Annotated in this window: 18 protein-coding genes and 2 pseudogenes; 10 read left to right on the top strand and 10 right to left on the bottom strand. The window is 63.1% G+C overall.

All coding sequences use genetic code 11. The features are described from left to right. Window positions 1-11 precede the first annotated feature (11 nt). The 3 genes and pseudogenes from K6I40_RS22545 to K6I40_RS22535 form a co-directional block, all read right to left on the bottom strand. Window positions 12-835 (bottom strand): annotated as a pseudogene (locus K6I40_RS22545) (MBL fold metallo-hydrolase). Between the two features lie 75 nt (window positions 836-910). Beyond that, the gene (locus K6I40_RS22540; protein WP_222916829.1) at window positions 911-1,240 is read right to left on the bottom strand and encodes a hypothetical protein; all 330 of its coding nucleotides are present in this window, start codon (window positions 1,238-1,240) and stop codon (window positions 911-913) included. Window positions 1,241-1,292: 52 nt separating this feature from the next. Further along, window positions 1,293-1,688, bottom strand: coding sequence for a DUF2237 domain-containing protein (locus K6I40_RS22535; protein ID WP_222916826.1), 396 nt, complete (start codon window positions 1,686-1,688; stop codon window positions 1,293-1,295). 266 nt (window positions 1,689-1,954) lie between these two features. Between K6I40_RS22535 and K6I40_RS22530 the strand changes: the two genes are divergently transcribed. Next, entirely contained in the window at window positions 1,955-2,284 is a 330-nt protein-coding gene (locus K6I40_RS22530) for a hypothetical protein (RefSeq protein WP_222916823.1), read from the top strand. Window positions 2,285-2,489: 205 nt separating this feature from the next. Here the strand turns inward: K6I40_RS22530 and K6I40_RS22525 are convergent, their stop codons facing one another. Beyond that, the gene (locus K6I40_RS22525; protein WP_222916819.1) at window positions 2,490-3,899 is read right to left on the bottom strand and encodes an ATP-binding protein; all 1,410 of its coding nucleotides are present in this window, start codon (window positions 3,897-3,899) and stop codon (window positions 2,490-2,492) included. A gap of 146 nt (window positions 3,900-4,045) precedes the next feature. Here K6I40_RS22525 and K6I40_RS22520 point away from each other — a divergent pair. Further along, window positions 4,046-4,416, top strand: a pseudogene (locus tag K6I40_RS22520) (universal stress protein). A 2-nt stretch (window positions 4,417-4,418) separates the two neighbouring features. Further along, a complete protein-coding gene (locus K6I40_RS22515; protein ID WP_222916817.1) occupies window positions 4,419-5,042 on the top strand; it encodes a GNAT family N-acetyltransferase in 624 nt (207 codons plus the stop codon). A 34-nt stretch (window positions 5,043-5,076) separates the two neighbouring features. Here K6I40_RS22515 and K6I40_RS22510 read toward each other — a convergent pair whose 3' ends face one another. Continuing rightward, on the bottom strand, window positions 5,077-5,535 hold the full coding sequence (locus K6I40_RS22510; RefSeq protein ID WP_222916815.1) for a universal stress protein: 459 nt from the start codon (window positions 5,533-5,535) through the stop codon (window positions 5,077-5,079). A 115-nt stretch (window positions 5,536-5,650) separates the two neighbouring features. On the opposite strand from K6I40_RS22510, the gene K6I40_RS22505 reads away from it, so the two are divergent. Both K6I40_RS22505 and K6I40_RS22500 read left to right on the top strand, forming a co-directional pair. Continuing rightward, window positions 5,651-6,112 (top strand): universal stress protein, encoded by a 462-nt coding sequence (locus K6I40_RS22505; RefSeq protein ID WP_222916813.1) that lies wholly within the window; start codon window positions 5,651-5,653, stop codon window positions 6,110-6,112. 175 nt (window positions 6,113-6,287) lie between these two features. Further along, the gene (locus K6I40_RS22500; protein WP_222916811.1) at window positions 6,288-7,577 is read left to right on the top strand and encodes a phosphohydrolase; all 1,290 of its coding nucleotides are present in this window, start codon (window positions 6,288-6,290) and stop codon (window positions 7,575-7,577) included. Between the two features lie 371 nt (window positions 7,578-7,948). On the opposite strand, the gene K6I40_RS22495 is transcribed toward K6I40_RS22500, so the two are convergent. Together K6I40_RS22495 and K6I40_RS22490 are read right to left on the bottom strand one after the other, a co-directional pair. Next, on the bottom strand, window positions 7,949-8,644 hold the full coding sequence (locus K6I40_RS22495) for a hypothetical protein (protein WP_222916809.1): 696 nt from the start codon (window positions 8,642-8,644) through the stop codon (window positions 7,949-7,951). Between the two features lie 106 nt (window positions 8,645-8,750). Next, complete coding sequence (locus K6I40_RS22490) at window positions 8,751-9,191, bottom strand: DUF5807 family protein (protein WP_222916807.1); 441 nt, start codon at window positions 9,189-9,191, stop codon at window positions 8,751-8,753. Window positions 9,192-9,492: 301 nt separating this feature from the next. Between K6I40_RS22490 and K6I40_RS22485 the strand changes: the two genes are divergently transcribed. After that, the gene (locus K6I40_RS22485; protein WP_222916805.1) at window positions 9,493-9,993 is read left to right on the top strand and encodes a helix-turn-helix transcriptional regulator; all 501 of its coding nucleotides are present in this window, start codon (window positions 9,493-9,495) and stop codon (window positions 9,991-9,993) included. Between the two features lie 99 nt (window positions 9,994-10,092). Here K6I40_RS22485 and K6I40_RS22480 read toward each other — a convergent pair whose 3' ends face one another. Next, window positions 10,093-10,530 carry a hypothetical protein gene (locus K6I40_RS22480; protein ID WP_222916803.1) on the bottom strand — a complete coding sequence of 146 codons (438 nt, stop codon included), beginning with the start codon at window positions 10,528-10,530 and terminating at the stop codon, window positions 10,093-10,095. A 26-nt stretch (window positions 10,531-10,556) separates the two neighbouring features. Next, window positions 10,557-10,955 carry a 30S ribosomal protein S6e gene (locus tag K6I40_RS22475; protein WP_222916801.1) on the bottom strand — a complete coding sequence of 133 codons (399 nt, stop codon included), beginning with the start codon at window positions 10,953-10,955 and terminating at the stop codon, window positions 10,557-10,559. Window positions 10,956-11,400: 445 nt separating this feature from the next. Between K6I40_RS22475 and K6I40_RS22470 the strand changes: the two genes are divergently transcribed. From K6I40_RS22470 to K6I40_RS22460, 3 genes are all read left to right on the top strand, one after another. Beyond that, window positions 11,401-11,679, top strand: coding sequence for a hypothetical protein (locus K6I40_RS22470; protein WP_222916799.1), 279 nt, complete (start codon window positions 11,401-11,403; stop codon window positions 11,677-11,679). A 51-nt stretch (window positions 11,680-11,730) separates the two neighbouring features. After that, window positions 11,731-12,075, top strand: coding sequence for a hypothetical protein (locus K6I40_RS22465; protein ID WP_222916797.1), 345 nt, complete (start codon window positions 11,731-11,733; stop codon window positions 12,073-12,075). 96 nt (window positions 12,076-12,171) lie between these two features. Further along, window positions 12,172-12,585 carry an SHOCT domain-containing protein gene (locus tag K6I40_RS22460; protein ID WP_222916795.1) on the top strand — a complete coding sequence of 138 codons (414 nt, stop codon included), beginning with the start codon at window positions 12,172-12,174 and terminating at the stop codon, window positions 12,583-12,585. Between the two features lie 76 nt (window positions 12,586-12,661). Here the strand turns inward: K6I40_RS22460 and K6I40_RS22455 are convergent, their stop codons facing one another. Further along, window positions 12,662-13,114, bottom strand: a complete 453-nt coding sequence (locus K6I40_RS22455; RefSeq protein ID WP_222916793.1) for a plasmid pRiA4b ORF-3 family protein — start codon at window positions 13,112-13,114, stop codon at window positions 12,662-12,664. A 143-nt stretch (window positions 13,115-13,257) separates the two neighbouring features. On the opposite strand from K6I40_RS22455, the gene K6I40_RS22450 reads away from it, so the two are divergent. Next, window positions 13,258-14,541 carry an MBL fold metallo-hydrolase gene (locus K6I40_RS22450; protein WP_222916791.1) on the top strand — a complete coding sequence of 428 codons (1,284 nt, stop codon included), beginning with the start codon at window positions 13,258-13,260 and terminating at the stop codon, window positions 14,539-14,541. Window positions 14,542-14,605 lie beyond the last annotated feature (64 nt).

Here is a 14,605-nt window from a genome sequence, read left to right as displayed (position 1 = left end):
GAGTCCGCCGCTTACAGTACGTACTCTTCGCCGTCGATCGCCAGCGGCTCCTCGAACGCCTCGTCGGCGGGGTAGAAGTGGGCCAGATGAACCAACCGCGTCTGCGTGGCATCGAGTTCTTTGGCCAGCGTGAGCGCCCCCTCTCGAGTCATGTGCTTCGTCCCGAAGGTCCACGGGACGCCGTCGGGCTCCTCGTGGCGGCCGCCAAGGGGTGGTACTCGCAGAGACTTGCTGGGACGATCGCGTCGGCCAGCAGGAGATCCGCGTCGGCCAACACTGCGCGGGACTCCTCGGGAATGTCGTAGCTTGTATCACCCGTGATCGACAGCTTCGCGCCTGTCTCGGGATCCTCGACGGCGAGTCCGTAACAGACCAGCGGCGGGTGCTCGACCGGGATCAGTGTCACGTCGAGCCCACAGATCCGGACCGTCTCGAGCGGCGTCGTTGGGACGACGGTGACGGGATCGAGGTAGTGGTAATCGTCCCGGACCGTCTCGGCGACGCTCTTGCCCGTCTCGGTGTCGGTCTCGTCGGCCGCGTAGACTTCGAGGTCGTCCAGCACGCGGAAGACGTTGCCCAGCCCGTCGAGGTGGTCGAAGTGGATGTGAGTGATGACGGCGGCGTCGGGTAGCGGGACCTCATCGCGGAGGAACTGATAGCGGAAGTCGGGGCTGAAGTCGATCAACAGCGACTCGTCGGTCCGCTCGTTCTCGATGTGGACCGAGAACCGCGTGCGCTCGACGCCGCGCTCGCGTGCGGCGGTACAGGTATCGCAGTCGCAGCCAACGGTCGGCGTCCCCGTCGTGTCGCCGGTTCCGAGCAGGGTCACCCGCATCGTTACACCGCCCCTCCAAGAGTGGTCACGGCGCGGAGAGCGAGCGAGCGCCGAGGCCGCTCGAGTCGCTGCCGCCTACACATACGAGTGCCCTTCTTCGAGCGCCGTTCGGATGAACGGATGATCCGATTGCGCTTCGAACCGCTCGGCAGGCAAGACGTGGACTGAGAAGACGACGCCGTGCTCGAGCCCGATGGTCTCGGCGAGGACGTCGAGTTGTCGCTCGATCTCCTCGTCCGTCTCCGCGAGGACAAGCAGTACCTCCACGGACGTGTGCACGCCGCGGTCGTCGCCCCGGACGGCATCGCCGAAGACGACGAGTTCGCGGATTGACTCGCCGTGGTCGGTCTGTGCCCGGGCTGCGAACGCGTCCGCGGCGTCCCCCTGTGGCGCGTCATCGCTCATAGGGGTGATTGACAGCCGTCGCATAAAGGGTATTCCCCGCGACGGGACGACCCTACACCGTCCCGGGGTCGCCCACATCGCTGGCGTCGTACTCGTGTTCGCGAAGCAGGTCAGGGTCGACGTCGCGCAGGACCGCCTCGTGGGTCGCCTCGAGTACGACTGGTGGTGCGCAACCGGCCTCCACCGCCTCGACCCAGCGCGCGAGACAGAGACACCACCGGTCGCCGGGCTCGAGCCCCGGAAACTCGAACTCCGGCTTTGGTGTGGTAAGGTCGTTGCCCTGCGCTCGGCTGAAGCGCAAGAATTCCTCGGTCATCACGGCACAGAGTTCGTGTCGGCCCCGGTCCGACTCGACCCGGCGGCAGCACCCATCCCGAAGAAAGCCCGTCATCGGGTCGGTGCAGCAGGGCTCGAGTTCAGTGCCGTACACGTTCCGATCATCAGGCATGTGCCTCGCAACGGCGGGCGGGTGGAAAAGCGTGGCGTCAGTTCGCCAGCGGTCGGAATCGCGCTACTCTCGCGTTCGACTGCGGTAGCGCTGAATTGGCTGTTCAGTTTGGCGTGCGAACTGACCGCCGGAAATACTACCAGATACGGATACTGTCCGTAATCTCGTGCAAGATACAGAGTGCGTAATCATCATCTACGACGAACTAAACAGGTCGAGAAATCACCTGCGGTGTTATTATGATCGATAATGAAGAATGCTTCGTAATGTCCGACCCAACCGATCGCGAACGCGTCAGAGAACTCGGGGTCGAATTCGGCCCCCTCGCCCACCAGCTCGATCAGCACGAGTATCCGACGACGTGCGAAGAACTGGTCGAGGCATACGGGAGTGCGGTCCTCGGGTTCCAAAACGGCGAACAGACGCTTGCGGAGGTGCTGAGTCCGGTGCCTGAAGAGCAGTTCAATTCGGCTACGGAAGCCCGTGCAGCCATCTTTAGCAACGTCCCTGAAGGCGCCATCGGACGAAAAGGCTACAGTGATCGCACGCCGCCAGCGCTCGGTGAGCAAAGCGAGGAATCGGACGAATCGTTCTGAGTACTCCTGAAAGACACATCCTCTGTATCTCCCACTCCGTTCCTGACAAGTATTGGTCAGCTCATCGCACTGAATGATATGTGGGTCCTCTGTACTTCACACTCTCAAGAGACGACATACAACTAATCCACTAAAACAGCCACTCGAGGCCCTATTTCCTCCAAAATCCAACAGAGGCATACCGAGACCGGTTTCGAATCGACCGTCAGTGGTCGTGATCGTGGTCGTGGCCCCCGTCGCTGGCCTTGCCGAGGTCTCCACCGGCGACGAGTGCGTCGTGATCGCCCTCCATCATGTCCATGTTTTTGAGCGTGTCGCGCTCCTCGAACTCCTCGACGGCGTTGAGGAGGTCTTCCTGGGTCAAGGTCGTCCGATCCTCGGTCAGCGCCTCGAGGACGGCTTCCCGGAGCACCATCCGGAGGTCACTACCGGTCAGTCCCTGGGTGACCTCGGCGATGAGGTGGGGATCGAACTCCTCGATGTCCATGGTCCGAGTGATGACGTCGAGGATGTCGGCCCGCATGCCGGAGTCGGGCTTGGGGAAGTTGATGATCTCGTCGAAGCGCCGCCACGCGGCGTCGTCGAGTTGATCGGGGTGATTGGTCGCGCCGATGAGCAAGACATCGTCCTCGATGAGCGAGACGTTGTCGATGCTCTTCAGCAGGGTGTTGACCGCCCGCTTGAGCGCGGCGTGTTCGTCGCTGCGGCGGGTCTTGGCGACGAAGTCGAACTCGTCGATAAAGAGGATACACGGCGAGAGCCGTTTGGCGACCTCGAAGGTTTTGTCGACGTTTTTCGCCGTCTCACCGAGATACTGGCTCGTGATCATCGAGAGTTTGACCTCGACGAAGGGGAGGTCCATGTCACGGGCCAGCGCCTGTGCGGTCGAGGTCTTGCCGGTCCCCGGCGGCCCGACGAACAGTAGCTTGCCGATCTCGCGCAGACCGATATCCGCGAGATAGTCGCGGTGTTCGATCGCCTTCGCGATCTTGTCGATCTCGGCCTCCTGACTTCCAGTGAGGACGAGATCGTCGAGCGTAATGTCGACCTCCTCGGGGGCGCGAACCTCCACGAGGTCGAGCATCTCCTCGTCGTCCTCCTCGTCGAAGTACTCGTTGAGGAGGCCGTCGATCCAGACCCGATCGGCCTGAATCGGCCGGTTCTGTTCGCGGGCCTCCTCGTGAGTTACATCGAACTTGTAGTCGTCGTGGTTCGCGAAGTGTTTCGCCAGTGTCGGGTTCTCGAGCAGTCGGTCCTCATCGGCACGCTCGACGAACCACTCCTCAGCCATCCCCTGCTGGGCGAGGGTGATCGTGCCGGAGAACTCGTCGCGCTCGGTGAACATCAGGTCAGAGACCGCCTCCCACGGGCGGTTGACGCCGGTCGCCTCACGCGCAGTAGTGGTTGTGACCGACAGCGGGCGATTGATTCCGGCGGGTTTTCGGGCGCTCCCATTGCTCTCCTCGTCGCCGCTCCCGTCCTCGTCGTCGACGCCGCCAGTCCAGTAGACCTGGCGGAACGACGGCGGGAGATCGTTCTCGTCTAGCGTCCGGTCGTCCGAATACACGCTCGTCGTGAGCAGAAACGCCACGACATCGAGCGCCGCATCACTCATTCGGTGAACGTACTCACTACACGTTCTTAACAGCGTCGTCCCGCGCAACGTATGTGACTGCATTTCACCCGCAGACGGACCACGGCCGCGGTTCGATCCCGGAAATCGGCACAACCGTTTTCGTGTATCGGCTCACAGTCACCTGTATGAACGTGTTGCTGGGTCTCGGCGGCAGCGACGAGTCGGTGAAGACGCTCCGGCAGACCATTGAGCGGACGCGCGAGGTCGGTGACGACCTCACTGTCGTCATCGTCGACAAACCCGAGTCGAAACGGTCACAGGACGAGATGTACCAGCAGGCACTCGACCAACTCGAGGAGGCCGGCATCACCGACATCGAGATCGAGAAACTAGAGGGGGACCCTGGAAGCGCCCTCGTCAACTACGCCGAGCAGGGGAGTACGATCAGCTGGTCATCGGCGGCGGGACCTTAAGTCCGATGGGGAAGATTCAGCTCGGCCCGATCACCGAGTTCGTCCTGTTGAACGCACCGACGACGGTCAAACTGGTGCGATAACAATGGTCGGCACGCGTCAATATCCCGACGAACTGTCCGGTTCCTTCCCCTCGCCGCCGACAACGGCCGAGGACCGAGAGGACCGGACGATCGAGATCAGGGCACCCGAGACGTTCACCGGCGACGCGCTCGACGACGTCGTCGAGATGTACACCGAGTTCGACCCGACCGACCGCGCACAGGGGATCCCGCCGACCGGCGCAGAACGCATCCGAAACTGGCTCGAGACGATCGGGGAGGACAGCGTCAACGTCGTCGCTCGCCACGACGGGGACGTGATCGCACACGCGATGCTCGTTCCCGACACTGACGATCCGTCCGCGATCGAGCACAAGTCCGATATCGAGTGGGAGCTGGCGATCTTCGTCCTCCAGGCGTACCAGCGGGCTGGTATCGGGACGATTCTGCTGAAGAACCTCCTGGGCCATGCGATCGAGGTCGGCATCGAGCGGGTGTGGTTGACCGTCGAACGCTGGAACAACCCAGCGATCGCCCTCTACGAACGGGTCGGGTTCGAGTCGACCGGCACCGAGAGCTTCGAACAGGAGATGGCGATTCGACTCGAGGGCGACGGAAGTGGCGCGGCCGAGGGCACCGAGAGCGGCGCGGCCGATGGCGATGGCTGATTGCGCATCGGACATCGGATTCCCCACATCCCGATTAGACCGAGAGAACGGGCTGGCTCGCGTAGGAGAGGACGTACTCGGCGGCTTTCTCGAGGACCTCCGCTTTGGTTTCGGTGACGGGCTCCCGAGGGAGCACGATGAAGTCGGCGTCGACGTCGTCGGCGGTGTCAAGGACGACGTTGCCCGGGTGGCGTGTCTTCCGTGTCTGTGAGAAGCCGTCATCGACGGAGGTAACGAGCGGCACGTCGGCGTCGGCGGCTATATCGCCGACGTCGTTGAAAAATCCCTGCGTGTTCTCCGCGACGGCGGTTTCGTCGACCGTGCCGGCGTCTAACCCCCGAACGACGCCGCGTCCGAGGACGAACAGCGCGTGCACGGAGGCATTGTAACGGTCGGCGACAGCGACGGCGTACTCGACAGCGGTAGCTGACTCGTCGCTTCCGTCGACCGGTGCGAGAACGGTGTCGACGGTAAACGGCTCGCTGGCGTCCATACGCGGCAGTGGGTGCCCCGTCACAAAAAAGCCATCCCACCGATTCGGGGCGATCCGACTGCCGCGGCCCCACCGAACGGGGATGTTTAAGCAACCCCGAACGTAATCTCCAGCCATGTTCGATACGGTCGTGGTCGCTACTGACGGCTCCAATAGCGTGAAACGAGCCGTCGACATCGCGCTCGATCTCGCCGAGCGGTTCGACGCCGAGGTCCACGCGCTCTCGGTTATCGACGCCAGCGAGGTCGACGCCTCACCTCAGCAGCTCCGGGATGAACTCCGCACCGCTCTCGAGACGGCCGCCGGCGCCGCGCTTACTACCGTCGAGGAGCGGGCGGACGGGGACGTAACGACCGCACTCCGCGAGGGTCGGCCCGCCGCCGAGATTTGCGAATACGCCCGCGAGGTCGACGCCAACGTGGTCGCGACCGGCACCCGCGGTCGCCACGGCGAGAACCGCCTCTTGCTGGGCAGCGTCGCCGAGCGGATCGTCCGCACCTCGCCCGTCCCCGTGCTGACGGTGCGACAACTCGCGCCCGCGGGCGAAGACGACGACGGAGACACCACTGCCGTCTGACGATCGGTCGCATCGAAACGGCCACGTTCACCGGCCAATAGCGATCGACGGACACGTGGCCAGGACGTGTTCCGGTACTCGGCCGACAGCGTCCCACTGACGGATCTCGGCAGCGTCCGAATCGACGAGTCTCGAGACCGGCGATTACTTCCCGGCCGGTCACGCAGCACGTACTATGTACGACGAACTCATTCAGAGCGGCGATCTGTCGCTCTCGCGGAAGTCCGTCCTGCCGGGAACTGGCTTTTTCCTGCCAGATACGCTCGAGGACGACCTCGAGGAGCAACAGACCGAGGCCGCACTCGAGGGTGCCGAGGTCGCGGTCATCGCGGACCCGGACGCCGATGGGCTGGCCTGCGTCGCACTCATTCGAGAGGCCTACGACGACGTACAGAACATCCCGGAACCCGACGAGGAAGATGAGGCCGAAGATGGCGACGATACGGATCAGCCGGAACCGGTCGCTGACGCGACGGACGACGCCGACGAGCAGAACACCGTCGTTGCGGCCGGCGAGACCGACGAACCCCTCGAGGAACCCGAACCGACGCCCCACAACGTCGCGCTCATCCCCGCAAGTCCCCACGACGTCGAAGACGCGTTAGCTCGCGTCGCCGAGCACGGCGACGAGGGGATCGATATCTTCGTCTGCGACCTCGCGCCGGACCGGTACAAGTATGTCGAGGACGAACTCGCGGCCGCACTCGAGACCGCCAACCGCGTTGCGTGGTACGACCACCACCAGTGGGGCGACGATGTCGCACAGTCAGTCCGCGACGCCGGCGCTGATCTCGTAATCGGCGACTCCGACGAGGAGTGCAGCGCCGACGTGGTTTATCGCTCGCTCGAGTACGAATTCGGGCCGATGTACGAGGAACTGGCAGCCGTTACCCGGGATCACGACCTCTGGCTGCGCGAGGACCCGCGCAGCGACGACCTCGCAGACTACGCCTACTGGACCGATCCCGCGGAGTACGTCGAAGTCGTCCGCGAGTACGGCGTCGACCTGCCCGAGTGGGTCACGGACTACATCGCCGAGCGCCGCGTCGAGAAGGAGGCGCTCATCGATCAGGCGGTCGGGCGGGCGGAGCTTCGCGAGATCGGCGGCTACACGGTCGGGATTACCTACGGCCGCTGTTCGCAAAACGAAGTTGCCGAAGCAATGCGCGAGCAGGGTGCCAACGCCTCGGTAATCGTCAAACCCGCCGGCTCGGCCTCCATTCGGGGTACCGACGAGTTCGAGCTGTGCCACAAGGTCGCGGGGAAGGTCAACGGCGGTGGCCACCCCAAGGCCGCGGGCTGCAAACCCGACATCTACGACGATATGCTCGACTACGCGAACCACTGGACAACGCGCGGTGCCGTGACGAAACGCGTCATTCTCGATGCATTTCGGGATGTCGTCGACGAAGCGAACGAGGACGCCGAGGACGCCGAGAACGACGTGGACGCAGACGACGACTGATCGGCTCGAGGATCCGCCTGACTCGTTTTTGCCTCTGTCACTGAATCCTCGACTGTCAGTAAACGGTCAGTAGAGGGGTGTTGCATATCACTCCGGGCCGGCCAACCAGCGGGCGGTGGCGCGCGCTGTGTCGCGGCGAACCGATTGGTGAGCCGCGGCCCGAAGCTGCGCGAACGAATCGGCTGGGGAGGGCGTGGCGATTCCCTGTTGCCACGCGAGCAGGACACTTTGTCTCACTCACACCTCTCAGAACCCACTGCTCCATTCACAGGGGATTGTGAGCGTCAGTTACCCTCTGTTTCTCGAGATCGTCCTTCTAAAACGGTCAAGGCTCGAGCAAACCGATAGGAACGCTCGAGCAAACCGATCGCTCACTGTCGCGATGCGAAGTACCGCATCACCAGCTGCAGGACGTGGACGAAGACGCCGGCGACGGCGATGTAGACGCCGATGGTCTGGAGCGCGACTGACTCGCTACGCTGGTCGCGCACCTTCCAGATCTCCCAACCCAGCCGAAGCAGGAATCCGAGGAAGATGAGGACGAACCCGAGGAGCAACACCGGTGCGACAAAGGTCCCGATCAGAATAGCGACGATACCGCCGATGAACGCGTAGTTGGCATAGGAACCCCAGTGTTCGAACGTCTTTGATCTCGCGTAGACGTACGCCGAAATGACGGCAGTCAGCACGGCGACGACGACCGCTGTCACGGCGAGGATCGTCAACTGTGACTCTCGAGGTGCGAACCGAAGCACGCCGGCCCCGAAGATCCCGAAGGCAAGTTGCAAGATGACCATCCCGACGAACGCGATGCCCATGTCGCCGCCCTCAACGCCTCGCTCGGCGACTAGCTGTCCGCCCATGATCGCCGCACCGTAAGCGATCGCGCCGACGATCGGGAACGAAAACAGGTAGTCGTTGACGGTCGCGAGCGGCGTCACCACGAGGACGTACATCAACAATACGTTGATGGCCATCAGGGTGCTCGCGCCACCAATTACGCGCGCTTCGCGACTCGAGAGACCGAACCCGCGGCCGGTCTCATACGGGGTTTCGGTCGAACTCATTCCGTGTTGTTACGCCGGTCGCGAGCAAAAGCGGACGGCCGACACGTGACGGTATCGGGCGACGGGACAGTCACCAGTCACGGATCGTCGGCGTTTGATCGACCGGTTACTGGTCGACCTCGTCGGTCACATTCCACCGATCCGAGAACGCCGTTCCACACGTACACTGGGCGTAAGCGTGGACGACAGCACCGTCGGCGTAGATGCCGCCGACCTCCTCGTTTTGCGCTTCGGCGAACGCGAAGACGAACTGGACGGCGTGGTCCCCCTCGTCACCGGCTGCGTCCGGGCAGTGACCGCCGGTCAGGTCGTCCTCGATCTCCCCTTCGTTGCTCATCGCGGACTTGGCGAACTCCATCGCACCGGTACCCGTTGCCGCCTGAAAGGCGCTCCGACCGCGCTCGCCGTCGACCACGATCAGGATGCCGTCGTCGACGCGATCACCGAACTGCTCGAGTCGGTCGTCTGAAACGTAGGAATCAGCCAGAAACAGCGCGACATCCTCGAGGCGCTCGCCCGCCAAAAACTCCTCGCGTGGGTTACTCATGGCGTCGGATTCGCGCTCGAGGTGGAAAAAGGGCGGTATTCGCGTCGCTCCCCTCGAGCGCCGGCCAGCGGCCTGCCGTAATTCTCTCGGTTACGGGTGGGTATTCGATTGAAGTTTGGCGTATTGGTGTCGAGTTATTAATTTATGTGAAACAGTGACTGTTCGTTTCCCTGTCTCTTAATACGTCTCAGCGTCAGGAATTCAGTAGTCGTACCGACGCCCCGCGTTCGCTCGTCCGTCGGCGGATCACAGCCGACGGCCGAAGATAAGCCATCTCGCGAACCCCATTTGGTGATCGTCAATGTATGAAGAAACCCCCGGCGCCGAATCCGTGCTCGACGAGCTCTCGAGGGCGGTAACTGCCGACAGCCAGCCGAAATCGTCCGACCGCTCCCTCGGGTCGACCGAGGATGCAACGAGAGATATCGAACGCACACTCGCCGACCTCATGGAGCAGGTAAACGGGGCGTTCCCGGCCGACGACGTCCAGTTTGACGAGGCCATGGTCAGGGAGAACTTAGAGGAGGTCCTCCTGGTGCTCATCACGCTTCATGAAGAAACCCACGGCAAGGAACTCATCTCGGACCTCACCCATCTCTTTGACGCACAGCTCAGCCCAGGGACTGTCTACCCGAGCCTCCACGACTTAGAGGAGGACGACGTGCTCTCGATGCACGCCAAGGTGCGAACCAAGGAGTACTCGATCGCCGACGAGGAGTACGTGCATGCAACCGTCGAGCAAGCGATGGTCCAACACCTCGCCTTCGGGCTCTTGCTGTACGCCGCTCTCCCACGTCTCTGAACCGATTGCGATAATTCTGTGACTTACTCGAGAGGTGGGAAATTCACTCCCCCGAAGCAGACGGTCGCCTCCGAAGCGCCGCCTGCGGTCCCGGACGGGTTACTCGTCCTCGAGGTTCTCCGCGATCTCGCTCAAACTCTCGTTTGGCGGTTCGCGGGCGTCGTAGTAGGCCGTCTCGCCGGGCGCGCGAAGGCCATAGAGGAACTCGGATTCGATGACGTCAATCAGTACTGAGCCGCCCGTCGGAATGTCGTGGTCTGTAGTCCACTCGGTGAGCCGATCGGTCCCGCCGCTGGGGTCTTGAGCCAGATCCGGCGTGTCGTAGACGCCCGGAATCGACAGGTCGTCGCCGGTCAACGCCCGTTCGACTCGGGCAAACCGTTCCTCACCGTCGAGGACGACCCGGATGACCTCGTCGGTTGGGAACGCCTCGCGGTCGTCCGCTGGCACCTCGAGTTTGACGCCCGTCGCTGTCTCCGTACACGTCGACCGAACCGTCTGTACCGAGGGATGGTCGCTCGCAACTCTGTCTGTCATTGAAAACGAATGAAAGGGGCGGCGATTTACTCGTCGTCGCCGTCGTCGCCGAGCAGTTCGTCGACATCGGTGCTGCCGTGGTCGACGATCGAGGCGTTGATCTGTGCGACAGCGTCGGACACTTCACGGCCGCGAACAGTGATTCGGCGGCGCTCGCCGTCACGGGATGGCTTGTAGCCCGTTTGTTCTTCGTTCATCAGGACTTCCTTCAGGTTCGGCCCCGCGACCTCGTCGGTGAGCGGGCGGCCGGACTCGTCGGAGCCACCGGTGATCTCGAGCGTGTAGCCGTCGAGTCCGACTGCGCCGCCGTCGACCTCCTCGCCGATGGACTTGCCGATAAAGCGGTTCGCGTCCTGTTCTTCCGCCTCAAGCTGGTAGGCTAACCCGGATTCCGGGTCGCCGACAACGACAGTGAAACTTGCCATGCCCGACGGAAGACGGCCGTCGCTCAAAAGATCATCGATCGGTCCCGAACTTTTTGCTCTGCGGGCGTGGCTATGCCGCGCCCTCGGCAAAATCCTCAAAAGAACGCTCCTATAGAGCGCTCTTTTGAACTGGGCGATTCCTCCGGAATCGCTTGCAGTCGGGCGGCAGCGCCGCCCGACAACCTCGCGGGCTCTTCGATCCCGCTTCACTTCGATGAAAAGCAACGGAAGACGTTCCTGTTCACTTCCTTCGCGGTCGTCGGCGCTAAGCTCCGACTGCTCGAGGGACCAGCGGTCCCGCCGCTCGGAAGAGCTTGCTTTTTCGTAAAATCGGACGGCTCGAGCAACGCGAGAGCCGTCCTCCCGGCCAGTAGAGCCAGAATCGTTTCGGGTCCACAGCCGTTCCGCTCGAACAGTCAAGTACGTCGGACCCCTACGAGTACCCGTGTTCATCGATCCTGAGCGACTCGAGGATCGCCTGCGCGAGGAGTTCGGCGGGACGACCGGCCAGTCGCGCGTCGTCGTTCGGCAAGCCGTCGATCTTGCGGACTCGGGCCGGTATGAGGAGGACGCGGGAGTGACGCTGACGAACGATCTCGTCATCGCGGAGCTATCGGACGCCCCCGATGGAGCCCCGCCAGAGCGGTGGAACTGGTGGATCGGATCGCTCGAGATCGCATACGGCGGATATGGGCGGTTCGGGATCCAACAGTATCGGAAGTAGCCGATCGGGAAAATGGTAACACCGATTGTCTTCCGCGACATAGGGAGGGTAATGAGTGACCTGTCGCGACCGGTCTGGCCGGCGTATCCGCTGTCGGCGCTCGTTGCCGGCCTCGGCCACTGTTACCTCGGGCAGTGGAAACGCGGCGGCATCTGGTTCGTCTGCTATGGCCTCGCGCTCGCGTTCCTGAGCGCGCGGTCGCTGTCGGGAGCCCTTGACCCGGGCGATCCCTTCGTCGTGACGGCCCTGCAGTTTGACGCGGTGAGCTACACCGACGTGGCCGTCCCGCTCGCGATCCTGCTGATCTGTTTGCTCGACGTGTATCTCATTGGACTGACCGAACGGACCGCCGCCCCGACGGCGGGGCCAGACGATCGACGCTCGAACAGTTCCTGACGGCACCGAGCCGGCGACTCGAGAGCGCGACTCCGGGTCGCGATGGGACCGTACCATCGGCGCGTTGTTTTTGTGCGTGTCTATCGAATGACGAGTATGGGACGACTCAGTTCCGCCCTGCTGAAGGGAGTCGGCGTGCTCGTGCTTGCGCTCATCGTCCTGAGCGTCATCGCGACGGTCGTCGGTATCGCCCTCTCGGTCGTCGCGGCCGTCGTTTCGATGCTCGTCTCGATCGCTGTCCTGGGCGCGTTCGTTCTGGCTGTCGTCGGACTGATTTCGATCCTCAGCGACGATTCGGAAACCGAGACACAAGCACACGCGCCACGGCGATCCGACGACGGACCCGACCGCGAGGACCGCCTTCGATCGCAGTACGTCGCCGGCGAACTCGACGACGAGGAGTTCGAACGCGAACTCGATCGGGTGCTTGACCCGGACGACCGAACGAGGGACGACGGCTCGCGGACCCACGGTTCGGCGAGCGATCGGCATCGGCTCCGGGATCGGTAGCGTCGGAATGCGACCGTTCGATCTGGCCAGCCGGCCACCACGACACCGTCACGTACGCTCGTGACCGAACTCGAGGTCACCGCTTTTCATACTGCTCCACGGTGTCACCCGCCTCGTCGACGACCGTTGGCTGCCTGTCGCTTGGCTCGTCGCCATCGACTGATTTGAGAATCCCGTAGAAGCGCCACTCGTCGCCGTAGTCGTACAGGTAACAGATCCGGTCCCGTTCCTTGAGGTCCAACTTGACAATCATGTCACCGACCGTCGTCGCAGCAGCGTCGTATGTTTCTTCTCCGAACCCCATCGGACCCGACGAGTCGTCGAACTCCTGTGGGCACTGTAGTTTCACGTCGCTGTCCCAGTAGTTCTCGTCAGTACCGACGAACCAGAGGTGTCCCTGATCGAGTCCGACGGCGTCGTTGATCGTCGTCTGAAACTCGTCGACGGATCGATCCTCGCCGATAACGACATCCCGCCACAGCGAGGTCGGGTCCGGATCGAACGTGACGCGGAAGCGATAGGCTGTCATTTGTGTCTAGGTAGTCCATCGCGACCGATACTGAACATATCGCCCTCGTCGATCGACGAGCCTCGGAACGCGGTCGCCGACAGGAACCATGTCCCAGTTCGTAACCGATGGCATCAAACGGCCCGGGCCACTACCGTTCGATAATGGACGTTCGGTTTCTCGGCGGTGCCGGCGAGATCGGTCGGAGCGCGATCTATATCGACGAGACGCTCTTGCTCGATTTCGGGATGGACTCGGGGAATCCGCCAGCGTTTCCGATCGGCAATATCGATCCCGAGGCCGTCGTCGTCAGCCACGGTCACCTTGATCACGTCGGCTCGGTCCCTACTCTGTTGTCGGGCGACGCACGACCGTCGATCCACTGGACCCCGCCGACGTACGACCTCACCATGGTGTTGGCACGTGACACGCTAAAGCTCCACGGCGGCAGCTACGACTGCCCGTTCACCGAGGCGGAACTGGCTCGCGTCGCGGAAGTCTCCGAGACTCACGGCTATGAGGAGACCTTCGAAGTTGCGGGCTACGAGATCACCTTTTTCGACGCCGGCCACGTCCCGGGCAGCGCCCACGTCCTCGTCGACAGCGCGGGACGGAGCCCCGCGAACAATCGGACTGCGTCCGATGATGACGGAGAGACCAGATTGCTCTACACCGGCGACTTCCACACCGAGGAGCAACGGCTGCTCGACGGCAGCACCGCCCGGCCCGACGCCGATGTGGTCCTCTGTGAGAGCACCTATTCGGACGTGACCCGACCCCCGCGCGAGGAGATCGTCGACGAGTTCGTCGAGAGTCTCCGAACCACGATCTGGGAGGGGGGTACCGTCGTCGTCCCCGCCTTCGGCATCGGCCGCACGCAGGAGGTGCTCTGCATCTGTGCGGAACACGACCTCGAGTGCTACGTCGACGGCATGGGAAAACGCGTCACCGAACTCTTCTTGCGCGACCAAAACAGGGAGTTCCTCCGCGATCCGGACCTGCTGCGCCGAGCGAAGGGGAACGCCCGATTCGTTAACGGCCGCGACGGCCAGCGCAAACGCATCGCGGAGCAAAATACTGTCATCGTCACCACGAGCGGGATGCTCCACGGCGGCCCCGCGATGACCTACATCCCCGCGATCCGTGCTCACCCAACCAACAAAATCGCCATGACCGGCTATCAGGTCGAGGGGACACCCGGACGGGACCTGCTCGAGACCGGTAGCGCCGAGATCGACGGTCGCATGATGCCGGTCAGTGCCCAGGTCGAACAGTACGATTTCTCCGCGCACGCGGACCGAGACGGGCTGCTCGCGTTCCTCGAGTCCTGCGGGGACGCGCGGGTGCTCGTCAACCACGGCGACCGCTGTGAGGCATTCGCTGACGAACTGCGCGATGAGGGCTACAACGCGACCGCACCCGAACTGGGTGCCAGTGTCGACTGCTGACCCGTTACGCGCCGGAGACGGTGACGCAGCCGATCGAGCATCGATCCCGGTCCTGCACGTTCAA

The sequence above is a fragment of the Natrinema sp. SYSU A 869 genome (assembly GCF_019879105.1).
In the GTDB taxonomy this organism is placed as follows: Archaea; Halobacteriota; Halobacteria; order Halobacteriales; family Natrialbaceae; genus Natrinema.
This window is presented reverse-complemented; position numbering and strand designations above follow the sequence as displayed.

Excerpts from the sequence above, each read along its gene's own strand:
- K6I40_RS22540 (WP_222916829.1), bottom strand. The coding sequence starts at position 1,240 with ATGAGCGATGACGCGCCACAGGGGGACGCCGCGGACGCGTTCGCAGCC.
- K6I40_RS22535 (WP_222916826.1), bottom strand. The coding sequence starts at position 1,688 with ATGCCTGATGATCGGAACGTGTACGGCACTGAACTCGAGCCCTGCTGC.
- K6I40_RS22530 (WP_222916823.1), top strand. The coding sequence starts at position 1,955 with ATGTCCGACCCAACCGATCGCGAACGCGTCAGAGAACTCGGGGTCGAA.
- K6I40_RS22525 (WP_222916819.1), bottom strand. The coding sequence starts at position 3,899 with ATGAGTGATGCGGCGCTCGATGTCGTGGCGTTTCTGCTCACGACGAGC.
- K6I40_RS22515 (WP_222916817.1), top strand. The coding sequence starts at position 4,419 with ATGGTCGGCACGCGTCAATATCCCGACGAACTGTCCGGTTCCTTCCCC.
- K6I40_RS22510 (WP_222916815.1), bottom strand. The coding sequence starts at position 5,535 with ATGGACGCCAGCGAGCCGTTTACCGTCGACACCGTTCTCGCACCGGTC.
- K6I40_RS22505 (WP_222916813.1), top strand. The coding sequence starts at position 5,651 with ATGTTCGATACGGTCGTGGTCGCTACTGACGGCTCCAATAGCGTGAAA.
- K6I40_RS22500 (WP_222916811.1), top strand. The coding sequence starts at position 6,288 with ATGTACGACGAACTCATTCAGAGCGGCGATCTGTCGCTCTCGCGGAAG.
- K6I40_RS22495 (WP_222916809.1), bottom strand. The coding sequence starts at position 8,644 with ATGAGTTCGACCGAAACCCCGTATGAGACCGGCCGCGGGTTCGGTCTC.
- K6I40_RS22490 (WP_222916807.1), bottom strand. The coding sequence starts at position 9,191 with ATGAGTAACCCACGCGAGGAGTTTTTGGCGGGCGAGCGCCTCGAGGAT.
- K6I40_RS22485 (WP_222916805.1), top strand. The coding sequence starts at position 9,493 with ATGTATGAAGAAACCCCCGGCGCCGAATCCGTGCTCGACGAGCTCTCG.
- K6I40_RS22480 (WP_222916803.1), bottom strand. The coding sequence starts at position 10,530 with ATGACAGACAGAGTTGCGAGCGACCATCCCTCGGTACAGACGGTTCGG.
- K6I40_RS22475 (WP_222916801.1), bottom strand. The coding sequence starts at position 10,955 with ATGGCAAGTTTCACTGTCGTTGTCGGCGACCCGGAATCCGGGTTAGCC.
- K6I40_RS22465 (WP_222916797.1), top strand. The coding sequence starts at position 11,731 with ATGAGTGACCTGTCGCGACCGGTCTGGCCGGCGTATCCGCTGTCGGCG.
- K6I40_RS22460 (WP_222916795.1), top strand. The coding sequence starts at position 12,172 with ATGGGACGACTCAGTTCCGCCCTGCTGAAGGGAGTCGGCGTGCTCGTG.
- K6I40_RS22455 (WP_222916793.1), bottom strand. The coding sequence starts at position 13,114 with ATGACAGCCTATCGCTTCCGCGTCACGTTCGATCCGGACCCGACCTCG.
- K6I40_RS22450 (WP_222916791.1), top strand. The coding sequence starts at position 13,258 with ATGGACGTTCGGTTTCTCGGCGGTGCCGGCGAGATCGGTCGGAGCGCG.